Source organism: Mycobacterium sp. E1386 (assembly GCF_001672745.1).
Classification (GTDB): Bacteria; Actinomycetota; Actinomycetes; order Mycobacteriales; family Mycobacteriaceae; genus Mycobacterium.
In genome coordinates this window covers 1-13,711 of record NZ_LZKH01000104.1, presented here as the reverse complement: position 1 = coordinate 13,711, position 13,711 = coordinate 1, and the positions used below count along the sequence as shown (strand labels likewise).

Annotated in this window: 15 protein-coding genes and 2 pseudogenes; 12 read left to right on the top strand and 5 right to left on the bottom strand. The window is 69.8% G+C overall.

Annotated features, from left to right (window positions below; genetic code table 11):
* The first annotated feature begins 180 nt into the window (after positions 1–180).
* From rimP to A5709_RS11865, 6 genes and pseudogenes are all read left to right on the top strand, one after another.
* Entirely contained in the window at positions 181–708 is a 528-nt protein-coding gene (gene rimP / locus A5709_RS11895) for a ribosome maturation factor RimP (RefSeq protein WP_068007047.1), read from the top strand.
* On the top strand, positions 708–1,763 hold the full coding sequence (nusA, locus tag A5709_RS11890) for a transcription termination factor NusA (protein WP_067943821.1): 1,056 nt from the start codon (positions 708–710) through the stop codon (positions 1,761–1,763). Before rimP ends, nusA begins: the two co-directional genes overlap by 1 nt.
* Before the next feature lie 62 nt (positions 1,764–1,825).
* The gene (locus A5709_RS11885; RefSeq protein ID WP_082973847.1) at positions 1,826–2,188 is read left to right on the top strand and encodes a YlxR family protein; all 363 of its coding nucleotides are present in this window, start codon (positions 1,826–1,828) and stop codon (positions 2,186–2,188) included.
* Positions 2,189–2,259: 71 nt separating this feature from the next.
* A pseudogene (gene infB, locus A5709_RS11875) lies at positions 2,260–4,353 on the top strand (translation initiation factor IF-2); the annotation flags it as partial.
* A gap of 52 nt (positions 4,354–4,405) precedes the next feature.
* A complete protein-coding gene (rbfA, locus tag A5709_RS11870; protein ID WP_067947265.1) occupies positions 4,406–4,873 on the top strand; it encodes a 30S ribosome-binding factor RbfA in 468 nt (155 codons plus the stop codon).
* Complete coding sequence (locus A5709_RS11865; protein ID WP_156768023.1) at positions 4,848–5,858, top strand: bifunctional oligoribonuclease/PAP phosphatase NrnA; 1,011 nt, start codon at positions 4,848–4,850, stop codon at positions 5,856–5,858. The genes rbfA and A5709_RS11865 overlap by 26 nt, the downstream gene beginning before the upstream one ends.
* Here A5709_RS11865 and A5709_RS11860 read toward each other — a convergent pair.
* The 3 genes from A5709_RS11860 to A5709_RS11850 are packed head-to-tail and all read right to left on the bottom strand — an operon-like array spanning position 5,855 to position 7,612.
* On the bottom strand, positions 5,855–6,451 hold the full coding sequence (locus tag A5709_RS11860; protein WP_068120016.1) for a hypothetical protein: 597 nt from the start codon (positions 6,449–6,451) through the stop codon (positions 5,855–5,857). The two genes, A5709_RS11865 and A5709_RS11860, sit on opposite strands and share 4 nt — an antisense overlap.
* 22 nt (positions 6,452–6,473) lie before the next feature.
* A complete protein-coding gene (locus A5709_RS11855; RefSeq protein WP_067947258.1) occupies positions 6,474–6,845 on the bottom strand; it encodes a hypothetical protein in 372 nt (123 codons plus the stop codon).
* A gap of 17 nt (positions 6,846–6,862) precedes the next feature.
* Entirely contained in the window at positions 6,863–7,612 is a 750-nt protein-coding gene (locus A5709_RS11850; RefSeq protein ID WP_067947256.1) for an enoyl-CoA hydratase, read from the bottom strand.
* A gap of 43 nt (positions 7,613–7,655) precedes the next feature.
* Between A5709_RS11850 and A5709_RS11845 the strand changes: the two genes are divergently transcribed.
* The gene (locus A5709_RS11845) at positions 7,656–7,925 is read left to right on the top strand and encodes a DUF2277 domain-containing protein (RefSeq protein ID WP_067947254.1); all 270 of its coding nucleotides are present in this window, start codon (positions 7,656–7,658) and stop codon (positions 7,923–7,925) included.
* Positions 7,922–8,482 carry a DUF1802 family protein gene (locus A5709_RS11840; RefSeq protein ID WP_068120014.1) on the top strand — a complete coding sequence of 187 codons (561 nt, stop codon included), beginning with the start codon at positions 7,922–7,924 and terminating at the stop codon, positions 8,480–8,482. Before A5709_RS11845 ends, A5709_RS11840 begins: the two co-directional genes overlap by 4 nt.
* On the opposite strand, the gene A5709_RS11835 is transcribed toward A5709_RS11840, so the two are convergent.
* Both A5709_RS11835 and A5709_RS11830 read right to left on the bottom strand, forming a co-directional pair.
* On the bottom strand, positions 8,441–10,159 hold the full coding sequence (locus A5709_RS11835; protein ID WP_068120012.1) for a CocE/NonD family hydrolase: 1,719 nt from the start codon (positions 10,157–10,159) through the stop codon (positions 8,441–8,443). The genes A5709_RS11840 and A5709_RS11835 overlap by 42 nt on opposite strands.
* 28 nt (positions 10,160–10,187) lie before the next feature.
* The gene (locus tag A5709_RS11830; protein WP_067947247.1) at positions 10,188–10,772 is read right to left on the bottom strand and encodes a DUF3558 domain-containing protein; all 585 of its coding nucleotides are present in this window, start codon (positions 10,770–10,772) and stop codon (positions 10,188–10,190) included.
* 148 nt (positions 10,773–10,920) lie between these two features.
* Between A5709_RS11830 and A5709_RS11825 the strand changes: the two genes are divergently transcribed.
* The 4 genes and pseudogenes from A5709_RS11825 to A5709_RS11810 form a co-directional block, all read left to right on the top strand.
* The gene (locus A5709_RS11825) at positions 10,921–11,898 is read left to right on the top strand and encodes a metallophosphoesterase (RefSeq protein WP_068011369.1); all 978 of its coding nucleotides are present in this window, start codon (positions 10,921–10,923) and stop codon (positions 11,896–11,898) included.
* Complete coding sequence (locus A5709_RS11820; RefSeq protein ID WP_068120009.1) at positions 11,895–12,572, top strand: 4'-phosphopantetheinyl transferase; 678 nt, start codon at positions 11,895–11,897, stop codon at positions 12,570–12,572. The genes A5709_RS11825 and A5709_RS11820 overlap by 4 nt, the downstream gene beginning before the upstream one ends.
* The gene (truB, locus tag A5709_RS11815; protein WP_067947241.1) at positions 12,569–13,471 is read left to right on the top strand and encodes a tRNA pseudouridine(55) synthase TruB; all 903 of its coding nucleotides are present in this window, start codon (positions 12,569–12,571) and stop codon (positions 13,469–13,471) included. The genes A5709_RS11820 and truB overlap by 4 nt, the downstream gene beginning before the upstream one ends.
* Before the next feature lie 44 nt (positions 13,472–13,515).
* Positions 13,516–13,711: pseudogene (locus tag A5709_RS11810) on the top strand (lipid-transfer protein); the annotation flags it as partial.

Here is a 13,711-nt window from a genome sequence, read left to right as displayed (position 1 = left end):
GGAGGCCAGGACGCGATCCGGCCGTCAGACGCGATTCCTGGCGTATCGTTGATAGCTGCTCTCGCGGAACGGCAGCCTTCGCGTTCCGCCAGGACACCGGAGCCGCCCGCAGGGCTAAATAGGGCCAAGGGGCGGCGACGCCCTCCAGCTGACCGGACAACTCAAGATGAGGAGCTCGCCGTGACCACCGGGCTACCTTCGCAGACGCAGGTGATCGAGCTACTCGGTGATGAGTTCGCGCGCGCCGGATACGAGATCGAAGACGTGGTCATCGACGCCCGGACGCGCCCGCCGCGGATCATGGTGGTCGCCGACGGTGACAAAGCCCTCGACCTGGACACCATCGCGACGCTGTCGCGCTCGGCGTCGGCGTTGCTGGACGGCATCGACGATGTCGCCGACCGCTATGTGCTCGAGGTGAGTTCGCCGGGCGTGGACCGCCCGCTGACCAGTGCAAAGCATTTCCGTCGCGCCCGCGGCCGCAAGGTCGACGTCGTCCTCGCGGACGGTTCGCGACTGACCGGTCGCGTCGGCGAGACGCGCGGCGACACCGTCGCGCTGGTGGTCCGCGCGGGACGCGACTACCAGGTGCGCGAGCTCCCACTCGCCGACATCGCCAAAGCCGTTGTCCAGGTGGAGTTTTCGCCCCCAGCCCAAGCGGAGTTGGACCTGGCGGGCCGGACCGACAGGACGGAGGAGCGGCACTGATGAACATCGACATGGCCGCGCTGCACGCCATCGAGGTGGATCGCGGTATCTCGGTCAACGAGCTGCTCGAGACGATCAAGTCGGCGCTGCTCACCGCCTACCGGCACACCGAGGGCCATCAGAACGACGCGCGCATCGAGATCGACCGCAAGACCGGCGTCGTCAAGGTCGTCGCCCGCGAAACCGACGACGACGGCAACGTCATCAGCGAATGGGACGACACCCCCGAAGGTTTCGGCCGCATCGCCGCCACCACCGCCCGTCAGGTCATGCTGCAGCGGTTTCGGGACGCGGAGAACGAGCGCACCTACGGTGAGTTCTCCACCCGTGAGGGCGAGATCGTCGCGGGCGTCATCCAGCGCGACAACCGCGCCAACGCCCGCGGCCTGGTCGTCGTCCGGATGGGCACCGAGACCAAGGCATCCGAAGGCGTGATCCCGGCGGCCGAACAGGTGCCGGGCGAAAGCTACGAGCATGGCAACCGGGTGCGCTGCTACGTCATCGGCGTGACCCGCGGTTCCCGCGAGCCGCTGATCACGCTGTCGCGAACGCATCCCAACCTGGTCCGCAAGCTGTTCTCCCTGGAAGTCCCCGAGATCGCCGACGGGTCGGTGGAAATCGTGGCGGTGGCCCGGGAGGCCGGCCACCGCTCCAAGATCGCGGTGAAGTCCAACGTTCCCGGGCTGAACGCGAAAGGGGCCTGCATCGGGCCGATGGGCCAACGGGTGCGCAACGTGATGAGCGAGCTCTCCGGGGAGAAGATCGACATCATCGACTACGACGAGGATCCATCCCGCTTCGTCGCCAACGCGCTGTCGCCGGCCAAGGTGGTCTCCGTATCGATCATCGACCCGAACGCCCGGGCCGCCCGCGTGGTGGTGCCCGACTTCCAGCTGTCCCTGGCCATCGGCAAGGAGGGCCAGAACGCGCGGCTGGCCGCGCGCCTCACCGGGTGGCGGATCGATATCCGCGGCGATACGCCGGGGGGATCGGAGTCGCATTCGGAGAGCCACCCCGAACACGGGGCCACCCACGGGATGGCGCACGACCGCTAGGGGATCCTCGCCCGCATCCTCGGGCGGTTCTGACCATCGGATAAGTGACGCTAGACTGAGCCGTGATCCAGCGTGAGCCTTCGGCCCGGGCGCACAAACGTGTGGACGGACCAGTCCGGACGTGCGTCGGGTGCCGAAAGCGAGAGCTGGCCGTCGAACTGCTTCGCGTGGTGGCTCAGTCGAACGGGAACGGCGAATACGCCGTGATCGTTGACACCAGGGCCAAACGGCCGGGGCGGGGTGCATGGCTGCATCCCGTACCGCCGTGCGTGCAACAGGCGATTCGGCGGCGGGCTCTCACCAGAGCGCTGCGCATCGACCGTCCACCGGACACATCCGCGCTGGTCGAGTACGTGGAAGCGCTCGACCAGCACGGCAACAGAACAGGTAGCAAAGAACATGAGCACACCGTGAAGTCCCGATGACCATGCGTCATAGCTAAACCCGACGCGCGGGGTGCGAACACCGGGCTTCGGCGCCGGACCCGGTCGCGGACCCGGCGTCATGCCGGGGTGGGGGCCGACCAGGCGGTCCCGGCGGCCGTGACGGCGGCGGCGGCAACTACCGCGGCGGCGGTGGCGGCGGCGTCGGCGCCCCGCCCGGGGGTGGCGGAGGTTTCCGCGGCCGTCCCGGTGGCGGCGGCGGCGGTGGCCGTCCCGGTCAGCGCGGCGGTGCGGCCGGCGCGTTCGGCCGTCCCGGTGGTGCGCCCAGGCGCGGTCGCAAGTCCAAGCGGGCGAAGCGCGCCGAGTACGAGAACATGCAGGCGCCGGTCGTCGGCGGCGTGCGGTTGCCGCACGGCAACGGCGAGACCATCCGGCTGGCCCGGGGCGCATCGCTGTCGGACTTCGCCGACAAGATCAACGCCAACCCGGCCTCGCTGGTGCAGGCGCTGTTCAACCTGGGCGAGATGGTGACCGCCACCCAGTCCGTCGGCGACGAGACGCTCGAGCTGCTGGGCAGCGAGATGAACTACGTCGTCCAGGTGGTCAGCCCCGAGGACGAGGACCGCGAGCTGCTGGAGTCCTTCGACCTGACCTATGGCGAGGACGAGGGCACCGAGGAAGACCTGCAGACCCGGCCGCCGGTGGTGACCGTGATGGGTCACGTCGACCACGGTAAAACCCGGCTGCTGGACACCATCCGGAACGCCAGCGTGCGCGAGGCTGAGGCCGGGGGCATCACCCAGCACATCGGCGCGTACCAGGTGTCCGTCGACCTCGACGGCACCGAGCGCCCGATCACCTTCATCGACACCCCGGGTCACGAGGCGTTCACCGCCATGCGTGCCCGCGGCGCGAAGGCCACCGACATCGCGATCCTGGTGGTCGCCGCCGACGACGGCGTGATGCCGCAGACGGTGGAGGCCATCAACCACGCGCAGGCGGCCGACGTGCCGATCGTGGTGGCGGTCAACAAGATCGACAAGGAGGGCGCCGACCCGGCGAAGATTCGCGGCCAGCTCACCGAATACGGCTTGGTCGCAGAGGATTTCGGTGGCGACACGATGTTCGTCGACATCTCCGCCAAGGAAGGCACCAACATCAAGGCGCTCGAAGAGGCGGTGCTGCTGACCGCCGACGCCGCCCTGGACCTGCGGGCCAACCCCGACATGGAGGCCCAGGGTGTGGCGATCGAGGCGCACCTGGACCGCGGCCGCGGCCCGGTCGCCACGGTCCTGGTGCAGCGCGGGACGCTGCGCGTCGGCGACTCGGTGGTGGCCGGCGACGCGTACGGTCGCGTCCGCCGCATGGTCGACGAGCACGGTGAGGACGTCGAGGAGGCTCTGCCGTCGCGGCCGGTGCAGGTCATCGGCTTCACGTCGGTGCCCGGCGCGGGTGACAACTTCCTGGTCGTCGACGAGGACCGCATCGCCCGCCAGATCGCCGACCGGCGCAGCGCCCGCAAGCGCAATGCGCTGGCGGCGCGGTCACGCAAGCGGATCAGCCTGGAGGACCTGGACTCGGCGCTGAAGGAAACCAGCCAGCTGAACCTGATCCTCAAGGGCGACAACGCCGGTACGGTCGAGGCGCTCGAGGAGGCCCTGATGGGCATCCAGGTCGACGACGAGGTGGAACTGCGAGTCATCGACCGCGGCGTCGGTGGCATCACCGAAACCAACGTCAACCTGGCGTCGGCGTCGGACGCGGTCATCATCGGCTTCAACGTGCGCGCCGAAGGGAAAGCGACCGAGCTCGCCAACCGCGAGGGTGTCGAGATCCGCTACTACTCGGTCATCTACCAGGCGATCGACGACATCGAGAAGGCCCTGCGCGGCATGCTCAAGCCGATCTACGAGGAGAAGGAGCTGGGTCGCGCCGAGATCCGCGCGATCTTCCGGTCCTCGAAGGTGGGCATCATCGCCGGCTGCATGATCAGCTCCGGCGTGGTGCGGCGCAACGCGAAGGCCCGCCTGCTGCGGGACAACGTCGTGGTCACCGAGAACCTCACGATCAACTCGCTGCGACGGGAGAAGGACGACGTGACCGAGGTCCGCGAGGGCTTCGAGTGCGGTATGACGCTGGGCTACTCCGACATCAAGGAAGGCGACATCATCGAGTCCTACGAGCTCGTCGAGAAGGAGCGCGCCTGACCGCCGCCGACGATGCAGAACGAAGTGATGAGGAGAAGGCGGTGAATAAATAGTGGCGGACCCCGCAAGGGCGCGCCGATTGGCCAAACGCATCAACACGATCGTCGCCTCGGCGATCGAGTTCGAGATCAAGGATCCCGGCCTGGACGGGGTGACCATCGTCGACACGAAGGTCACCGCCGACCTGCACGACGCGACGGTGTTCTACACCGTGATGGGCCGCACCCTCGACGAAGAGCCGGACTACGCCGCCGCCGCGGCCGCGCTGGAACGGGCCAAAGGCGCGCTGCGCACGATGGTGGGGGCGGGCACCGGCGTGCGCTTCACGCCCACGCTGACATTCACCCGCGACACCACATTGGACACCGTGGCGCGGATGGACGAGTTGCTGGCGCGGGCCCGCGCCGCGGACGCCGATCTGGCGCGGGTTCGTTCCGGGGCCAAGCCGGCCGGGGAGGCCGATCCCTACCGGGGGTCGAGTGATGAGGACACCGGTGACGACGACCGACGCGAAGACTGAGCTGGCCGGGGCCGCGGGAGCCGGGGTGCGCATCGACGCCCGCGGCGCGGTCGAATTGCTCTCCGGCGCCGCGACTATCGCGGTGGTCGCCCATGTGCACCCCGACGCCGACACCATCGGCGCGGGCCTGGCGCTGGCGCTGGTGCTGGACAAGTGCGGAAAAAGCGTCGAGGTCGGTTTCGCCGAGCCGGCGGCGCTGCCGGAGTCGCTGGCGTCGTTGCCCGGTTGCCAGCTGCTGGTCGGTGCGGACGCGATGCGGCGCGACGTCGATCTGGTTGTCACCGTTGATGTTCCAAGCGTCAAGCGGCTGGGCGCGCTGAGCGATCTGGCCGGCCCCGGCCGCGAGTCGCTGGTCATCGACCACCACGCCTCCAACGAGCTGTTCGGGACCGCGAACTTCGTTGACGTGTCGGCGGATTCGACGACGATGATGATCGCCGACATCCTCGACGCGTGGGGCAAGCCGATCGAACCGGACGTCGCGCACTGCATCTACGCTGGGCTGACCACCGACACCGGTTCGTTCCGCTGGGCCACCCCCCGCGCGCTTCGGCTGGCGGCCCGGCTGGTGGAGACCGGCGTCGACAACGCCGCCGTCAGCCGAGCGTTGATGGACAGCCATCCCTTCAGCTGGCTGCCACTGCTGTCACGCGTGCTGGGCTCGGCGCACCTGCTGCCCGACGCGGCCGGTGGCCGTGGGCTGGTGTATGCCGTTGTCGGACACCAGGATTGGGTCACCTCGCGGCCCGAGGAAGTCGAAAGCATCGTCGACATCGTGCGCACCACGCAGCAGGCCGAGGTGGCCGCGGTGTTCAAGGAGGTCGACCCGCAGCAGTGGTCGGTGTCGATGCGCGCCAAGGCCGACGTGGATCTGGCGGCGGTCGCGTTCGCGTTCGGCGGGGGCGGCCACCGGCTGGCCGCCGGCTATTCGACGAGCGGGCCGATCGACGACGCGGTCGCGTCGCTGCGCGCCGCGCTCGATTAGAACGCCCAGCTGCCCGCCCGCTGCAGCACGAACCCGTGGTCACCACTGGTGGTGTCCAGGCAGGCGACCAGGTTGTCGGCGCCGACGGCGCACGTGACGTTCAGGTAGGTCAGCTTCTGACCTGCACCCAACAACTTGCCGCCCGGTGGCAGGGCGGCCGGGTTGCCGTCGCATCCGCCGTAGGACATGCGGCTCAACTGGTAGCCCGGTCCCTTGAACTCGGCCGAACCCACCAGGCAATCGCCCGGGTGCGGGCGCCCGCCGAGCACGGGGACGTCGTCGATGCCGGGCATGTCGCCTTTGCACTTGATGTCCTGTGACGGCTGCGGCGCCGGCGCCGGGCCGCCATAGAAGTCACACACCAGGGAGTATGGGGTGGAGAAGCTGATCCGCGGCGGGGTACTCGGGCCACTGCTGATGACGTAGCCGTCCGCCGGGACGGGTGCGAAACCGTCCAGGTTGGGAAATCCCGCCGGCGGCTGCGCGGCCGCGCGCGGCGCTGTGCCCACCATTGTGATCACCGTTGTGACCGCCGCGGCGAGCGCCACGGCGCACGCGAACAACCTCCCGAGGACGTCCAGGACCAAACGCATCAGCTGATCGTATTGGTTGCCCTCAGTTCACCCACAAGCCAGCGGCGATCAGAACTGACACAACGGCGATGACCAGGCCCAACGCCGGCCATTTCCACATCCCGGCCCGACGCCGGATGCCGGTGACGAGCGCCCCGACGCATGACACCAGCAGGGCCAGCGCGATCCCGCCCGCGATGACGACGGTCCCGGTGAAGGTGCGGTGGACGAAGTGCGTGACGGCGGGGCTGTCGCAGTTGTCGCTGCATATCGGCAGCATCAGCCACATCGAGGACAACAACGCCAGGGCGACTGAAACGGCGCTGACCGCCAGCTCCGCGACGAAGAGCAGCACGGTCGCGACGATGTCCGCGGTCGGTCTTCGCCACGGCGCGGGCGGCGGAAATTGGATCATCGACGAGGCCGGCGCTGCTAGCGGACCTGCGCCCGCCCGCGCTGCAGCACCGCCTCGCGGTTAGCGGCGATGTCGTCGCCGCTGGTCCGGAACTGGCGGGCCGCCATCGCTTCCAGCCACAGGCCCGCGCTGGTCTGCGAGTCGTCGATCCGGTGATAGGACGCCAGCAGCGCGCGCACCGCATCCTGGTTGTTGCCGACGATCGACGCGGCCACCTGGCGTGCGGCGGGCAGCAGCTGGTCGTGCGGCACCACCTCGGTCACCAGCCCGGCGCGCAGCGCGTCGGTGGCGGACAGGTAGTCCCCGGTCATGCTCATCCGGCGGGCCAGGCCGACGCCGACCTTCTGCGGCAGCCGCACGCTCAGCCCCCAGGTGGGCAGCAGGCCGACGCGGGCGTGGGTGTCGGCGAAGCGGGCGTTCTCCGAGGCGATCAGGATGTCGCAGTACAGGGCCAGCTCCAGCCCGCCGGTCACCGCGGCGCCGTTGATCGCACCGATGACCGGCTTGCTCAGCGGAGGCCACCGTGGGGAGATGTCCGGAAGCGCCGAGGAACCGCCCAACTCCTTGAGATCCAGGCCCGCACAGAACACCGGGTCGGCGCCGGTCACGATGACGACGTCGACGGCGTCGTCGGCTTCCGCGTCGGCCAGCGCCCCGAAGAATCGATCCCGCAGCGCCGAAGACAGCGCGTTGCGGGACTGCGGCCGGTTGAGGGTCAGGGTGCGCACCCGCTCGTCGGTTTCGATCAGCAGGATGTCGTCGCTCATGAGATCACCGTAAAGGGTCGCCGGCCCCGCCTATCGTCGAGGCATGTGCCGGAACATCACCGAGTTGCGCGGGTTGCAACCGTCGGCGACCGCCGAGGAGATCGCGGCGGCGGCCCGCCAGTATGTGCGCAAGGTCAGCGGGATCACCCGACCCTCGGCGGCGAACGCAGACGCCTTCGAGGCGGCGGTTGCCGAGGTCACCGAGACGACGGCCCGGTTGTTGGCGGCGTTGCCTCCGCGGCGCCAGCCGCCCAAGACCGTCCCACCGTTGCGCCGGCCTGAGGTCATCGCCCGCCTGGCCGGGGCGCAGTGACGCACACCGCAACCACGCCCGCTCTCAAGGAGTGGAGCGCGGCGGTGCACGCCCTGCTAAACGGGCGACAGCAGGTGCTGCTACGCAAGGGCGGCATCGGGGAGAAGCGCTTCGAGTTGGCCGCCTCCGAGTTCCTCCTGTTCCCGACGGTCGCCCACAGCCACTTCGAGCGCGTGCGGCCCGAGCATCGCGACCTGCTCGAGGCGGCCGCCGCCGACAGCACCGACGACCGTCTGGTGATCCGGGCGGCCGCGAAAGTCGTTGCCGCCGTGGCGGTTAACCAGCCAGACCGGCTGGCGGAAATCGAGGACCTGCACATCTGGACCGGCGATTCGGTGCGCGCCGACCGGCTCGACTTCCGCCCGAGGCACAAGCTGGCCGTGCTGGTGGTGTCGGTGCACCCGCTGGCCGAGCCGGTGCAGATCACCCGGACGCCCGACTACGGCGGCTGCAAAAGCTGGGTGGAGCTGCCCCTGCGGGCGCCGCTCGCGGCGCCCGTTCACGACGACGCCGCGCTAGCCGAGGTCGCCGCCCGCGTCCGCCGCGCCGTTGGCTGACAGGTCGAGCGGGCCGACGGGCAGCAGCAGCCTGGAACGTCCGTAGCGCACCGTGTGGGTGGCCGGCTCGGACTGTCGGCCCGTCAGAATCGGCTCGTCGGTGCCCAGGTTGCGCGCGTAGCGGGGGAACCAGCTGCCGGCGATCAGCAGGCGGATGCGGGAGCCGGCGCGGAAGCGGTGGGCGATGCCGTCTAGTTCGACGCGGACGGTCCCCTTCGACGATTTCTTGGCGGTCCGCAACCGCCGGTAGCCGTCGCTGACGTTCTTCGACCGGCCTTTGGCGTCGACCTCGCTCACCCGGACGAAGAGGTCGACGTGGGGAGTGTCGGCGCCGTGCGCCAGCTCGACGATCGGGGTCCCGTAGACGCACAGGTCGTGGGTGAGGGTGAGGCTGGTGAAGGCCAGCACGTCGTCGCGCGTCGCGAGCCGGCTGTCGTCGCGGTAACCGCCGTTCGGCGACAGCAACGGGCCGCCCGTGGTGGGTGTGGGGTCGGCGGGGTCGTAGCGGAAGGACGCCGGCGCCAGCCGCGTCAGGTCCGTCGGTGCGGTCTCACCGAGGTGTCCGCCGGGCCGCAGATACAGCTCGCGCTCGGTGGTGGCGGGCGGCCAGTCGGCCACACTGCGCCAACCCTGGCCGGTGACATACGCGTGGACCCGGCCGGGCCGTCGCGGGGCGGGCGCGCCGCCGAGGTGGGCGCCCAGCCAGTCCAGCGACTCCCGCGTGCAGGTGCTCAGGCCGGTGGTGAGCAGCTGGGTGTGCGTCCAGGGGCCCATGGTGAGCGCGACGTCGACGCCCCGGCCGCGCAGGTGCTCGTACTGCTGCAGCGTCTGCCTGACGAAGATGTCCTGCCAGCCGCCGATCAGCAGCACCGGCACGTCGACGCGGTCCAGCGCGTCGCCGCAGCGCAGCGCGTCCCAGAACGGATCGTTCGGGTCGGTGTGCTCGACCCACGATTCGAACCAGGGCGCGCCCGCACCGAGCAGCGCCCGGGCCGTGTCGCCCACCGGCAGCCCGAGGGCCGCCTGCGTCACCCTGCTGCGATTCTGCAGCTGGCGCAGCGCCGACCGGGCGCGCACCGGGTCTTCCTGGTGGGCGACCATGTCGCTCCAGCCGAGGAAGTCGTTGATCGCGAACGAGCCGGTACCCCACACCGAGGCGTTGAAATCGTGCGGCCCCACGGTGACGACGGCCGCGGCGAGCTCCGGCGGGGGATCGGTCATCAGCGCCCACTGGGTGAACCCGAGGTACGACAAACCGATGGTGGCGAAGCTGCCGGTGAACCAGGGCTGCTCACGCAGCCAGGCCACCGTGTCGGCGCCGTCGGCGGCCTCGTTGGCCATCGGTTCGAAATCCCCGCCCGACCCGAACGTGCCGCGGACGCTCTGCAGCACGACGTGGTAGCCGCGGGCCGCGTACAGTGCGCCGAACACCAGCGAGAACGGGAAGGAGCGCCCGTACGGCCCCCGCGCCAGCAGGGTGCCGGCGGGGAAGTCGGTGTTCGGCGTGTAGTGATCGGCCACCAGGTCGACCCCGTCGCGCATGGGCACCCGGACGCGTTCGACGGTGTACTCGGTGGTCGCCGGCGACAGGCCCAGCAGCCGGCCCACCGCCTTGCCGCCGAGGTGTCGCAGGGCGTGCAGCGCGGGCTGGGCGGGTCGCGTCGAGGTGATACTCACGGTGCCCAGGTTAAGGCCCGAGCGGGGATCAGAACTTGTAGTACGGCGCGAGGTCGTTGGCTCGCTGCAGGTCGGTGGACATGCAGTCGACCTCGGGGTTGGAGTAGACGGTGGAGTAGTAAAGCGCCTGCTGCAGCACGCCGTAACTGGTCTTGAATGCGACCATGCAGGAGTAATACCAGTAGCTGTTGTGATACGTCGGCTTGAGCACCCAGTACTGCGCGGCGCGGTGGCCGGCGATGGTGGTCTCGACGGCGTCGGGGGGCAGCGTCGCCTCGTAGGTGCGCCAGATGATGGGCTCGACGGCCACCTGGTAGTTGCCCGCGTCGAAGTGGCAGCGCAGGCCGTCTTCGTGCTCGGGCGGTGTGAACGCCAGGCCGAGCCGCTGGATGACGTCGAACGGGATGTCCTCGCACGCGTCGAACGGGCGCGGGTCGGTGGTGGCCACGATCGGGCTCTTCATCGTGGTTTCCATCGGCGCCGCCGTCGAGCGCAGCTCGACGCGCCCGCCCCCGGTTGGCCCCTGAGCGCCGCCCTGCCACCCGGCCGTGCCGGCGATGGCCGCCGCGATCACGGCACCGATGGCCCCGATCAGACGTATCTTGGCGAACACGACACCCCCTGACGGCTCCCTGGCCCTTGCCGGGAGTGTACAAGTCGCCTCCCGCGCGGTCACCGGTAAACAAGAACACGTTCCAATGCCGGCGAGCAAGGCGCGGCCCCAGCCGGCCCCGCACCGCGGGTCATTAGGCTGGTTAACCGTGGCTGGTCAAAATGCGGGGCAGGAATCGACCAATGGGGGACAACCCACGCTGTGGGCCGTCTCCGACCTGCACACCGGTCACCTGGGCAACAAGCCGGTCACCGAGTCGCTGCACCCGTCCTCGCCGGAGGACTGGCTGATCGTCGCCGGTGACGTCGCCGAACGCACCGACGAGATCCGCTGGGCCCTGGACCTGCTGCGCCGGCGCTTCGCCAAGGTGATCTGGGTGCCCGGCAACCACGAGTTGTGGACCACGACGCGGGATCCGGTGCAGGTCTTCGGCAGGGCCCGCTACGAGTACCTGGTCCACATGTGCGACGAGATGGGCATCGTCACGCCGGAGCATCCCTTCCCGGTGTGGACCGAGCGCGGCGGCCCGGCCACGATCGTGCCGATGTTCCTGCTCTACGACTACAGCTTCTTGCCCGAGGGGGCGGCGAGCAAAGCCGAGGGCCTGACCATCGCGCGGGAGCGCAACGTGGTCGCCACCGACGAATTCCTGCTGTCGTCGGAGCCGTACCCCACCCGGGAAGCGTGGTGCCAGGAGCGGCTCGCCACCACGCGGACCCGCCTCGAGCAACTCGACTGGATGACGCCGACCGTCCTGGTGAACCATTTCCCGCTGGTCCGCGAGCCCTGCGACGCGTTGTTCTACCCGGAGTTCTCGCTGTGGTGTGGGACCACCAAGACCGCCGACTGGCACACCCGCTACAACGCGGTCTGTTCGGTCTACGGTCACCTGCACATTCCGCGCACCACCTGGTACGACGACGTGCGCTTCGAGGAGGTGTCGGTGGGATACCCGAGGGAGTGGCGGCGCCGCAAGCCGCACAGCTGGCTGCGCCAGGTGTTGCCCGACCCGCAATACGCGCCGGGATACCTCAACGACTTCGGCGGCCACTTCGAGATCACTCCCGAGATGCGGCAGCAGGCCGCACAGTTCCGGGAACGGTTGCGGCAGCGGCAATCACGATGACGGACAAGCTGGTCTCCTCGGTGCTGCCCGACATGGGCGAGCTCGCCTACTCGGAGCTGTACTTTGACCCGCCGGACCTCGTTCCCCTGCCCGAAGAGGAGCCGCTGATCGCCAAGTCGGTGGCCAAGCGGCGCAACGAGTTCGTCACCGTCCGGCACTGCGCCCGGGTCGCGATGGGCGAGCTCGGCCTGCCGCCGGTGCCGATCCTCAAGGGGGAGAAGGGCGAACCCTGCTGGCCCGACGGCGTGGTGGGCAGCCTCACCCACTGCACCGGCTATCGCGGTGCGGTCGTCGGCCGCAGCGAAGCGGTGCGCTCGGTGGGCATCGACGCCGAACCGCACGACGTGCTGCCGGACGGCGTGCTGAACGCGATCAGCCTGCCCGAAGAGCGACACGAGATGACGACGCTGCCCGCCGGCCTGCACTGGGACCGAATCCTGTTCTGCGCCAAGGAAGCAACGTACAAGGCCTGGTTCCCGTTGACCAAGCGCTGGCTGGGTTTCGAGGACGCCCACATCGTGTTCGACCTCGACCCGCCGGACGGGGAGACCACCGGGGTGTTCGTGTCCAAGATCCTGATCGACGGGCAGACCCTCGACGGGCCACCGCTGACCGCGCTGAGGGGCCGGTGGTCGGTCGAGCGGGGACTGGTGCTGACCGCCATCGTGCTATGAGTGGCGGCCCGGGGCCCGGTCCGGGACTGGTCGTCGTCGACAAGCCGGCCGGGATGACCAGTCACGACGTGGTGGGCCGCTGCCGCCGCATCTTCGCCACCCGCAGGGTGGGGCACGCCGGGACGCTGGACCCGATGGCCACCGGCGTGCTGGTGATCGGCGTCGACCGCGCCACCAAGATCCTCGGCCTGTTGACCGCGGCCGCCAAGTCCTACACCGCCACCATTCGGCTGGGCCAGACCACCTCCACCGAGGACGCCGAAGGAGAAGTGCTGCACAGCGTTTCGGCCGCGCACCTGACGCGAGAGGAGATCGTGGCCGCGGTCGCCGGCCTGCGCGGCGATATCGAGCAGGTGCCGTCCGCGGTCAGCGCGATCAAGGTGGACGGGCGGCGCGCCTATCGGCTGGTTCGCGAGGGCCAGACCGTCGAACTCGAGGCCCGGCCGGTGCGCATCGACCGGTTCGAGGTGCTCGATGTCCGGTCCGAGGGCCAGTTCGTCGACGTCGACGTGGAGGTCGACTGCTCGTCGGGAACCTACGTTCGCGCGCTGGCCCGCGACGTCGGCGCCGCGCTCGGCGTTGGCGGGCATCTGACGGCGCTGCGGCGCACCCGCGTCGGTCGCTTCACCCTGCAGCAGGCCCGCTCGCTCGACGACCTGGCCGAGCGGCCCGGCCTGTCGTTGACCCTCGACGAGGCGTGCCTGCTGATCTTCCCGCGCCGCGACCTGACCGCCGGGGAGGCCGAAGCGGCGGCCAACGGGCGAGCGCTCGCGCCTGCCGGCATCGACGGCGTCTACGCCGCCTGCGACGCCGCCGGGCGGGTGATCGCGCTGCTGCGCGACGAGGGCTCACGCACCAAGTCGGTGGTTGTGATCAGACCCGCGACGCTCCAGGAATAGGCTGAGGCGCGGATCTCTCCAGCCTGTCGAAGAAGGGGCGCGCTATGTCCAACAAGGTTTACGTCGTCGGCGTCGGCATGACGAAATTCGAGAAGCCCGGCCGCCGCGAAGGCTGGGACTACCCCGACATGGCGCGCGAGTCCGGGACCAACGCCCTGGCCGACGCGGGGATCGACTACCGCGAGGTGCAGCAGGGCTACGTCGGCTACGTCGCCGGCGATTCGACGTCCGGGCAGCGGG

Bases quoted from the DNA above. Each gene is read 5' to 3' on its own strand.
- nusA (WP_067943821.1), top strand. From the start codon at position 708: ATGAACATCGACATGGCCGCGCTGCACGCCATCGAGGTGGATCGCGGT.
- A5709_RS11860 (WP_068120016.1), bottom strand. From the start codon at position 6,451: ATGCGTTTGGTCCTGGACGTCCTCGGGAGGTTGTTCGCGTGCGCCGTG.
- A5709_RS11855 (WP_067947258.1), bottom strand. From the start codon at position 6,845: ATGATCCAATTTCCGCCGCCCGCGCCGTGGCGAAGACCGACCGCGGAC.
- A5709_RS11850 (WP_067947256.1), bottom strand. From the start codon at position 7,612: ATGAGCGACGACATCCTGCTGATCGAAACCGACGAGCGGGTGCGCACC.
- A5709_RS11845 (WP_067947254.1), top strand. From the start codon at position 7,656: ATGTGCCGGAACATCACCGAGTTGCGCGGGTTGCAACCGTCGGCGACC.
- A5709_RS11820 (WP_068120009.1), top strand. From the start codon at position 11,895: ATGACGGACAAGCTGGTCTCCTCGGTGCTGCCCGACATGGGCGAGCTC.
- truB (WP_067947241.1), top strand. From the start codon at position 12,569: ATGAGTGGCGGCCCGGGGCCCGGTCCGGGACTGGTCGTCGTCGACAAG.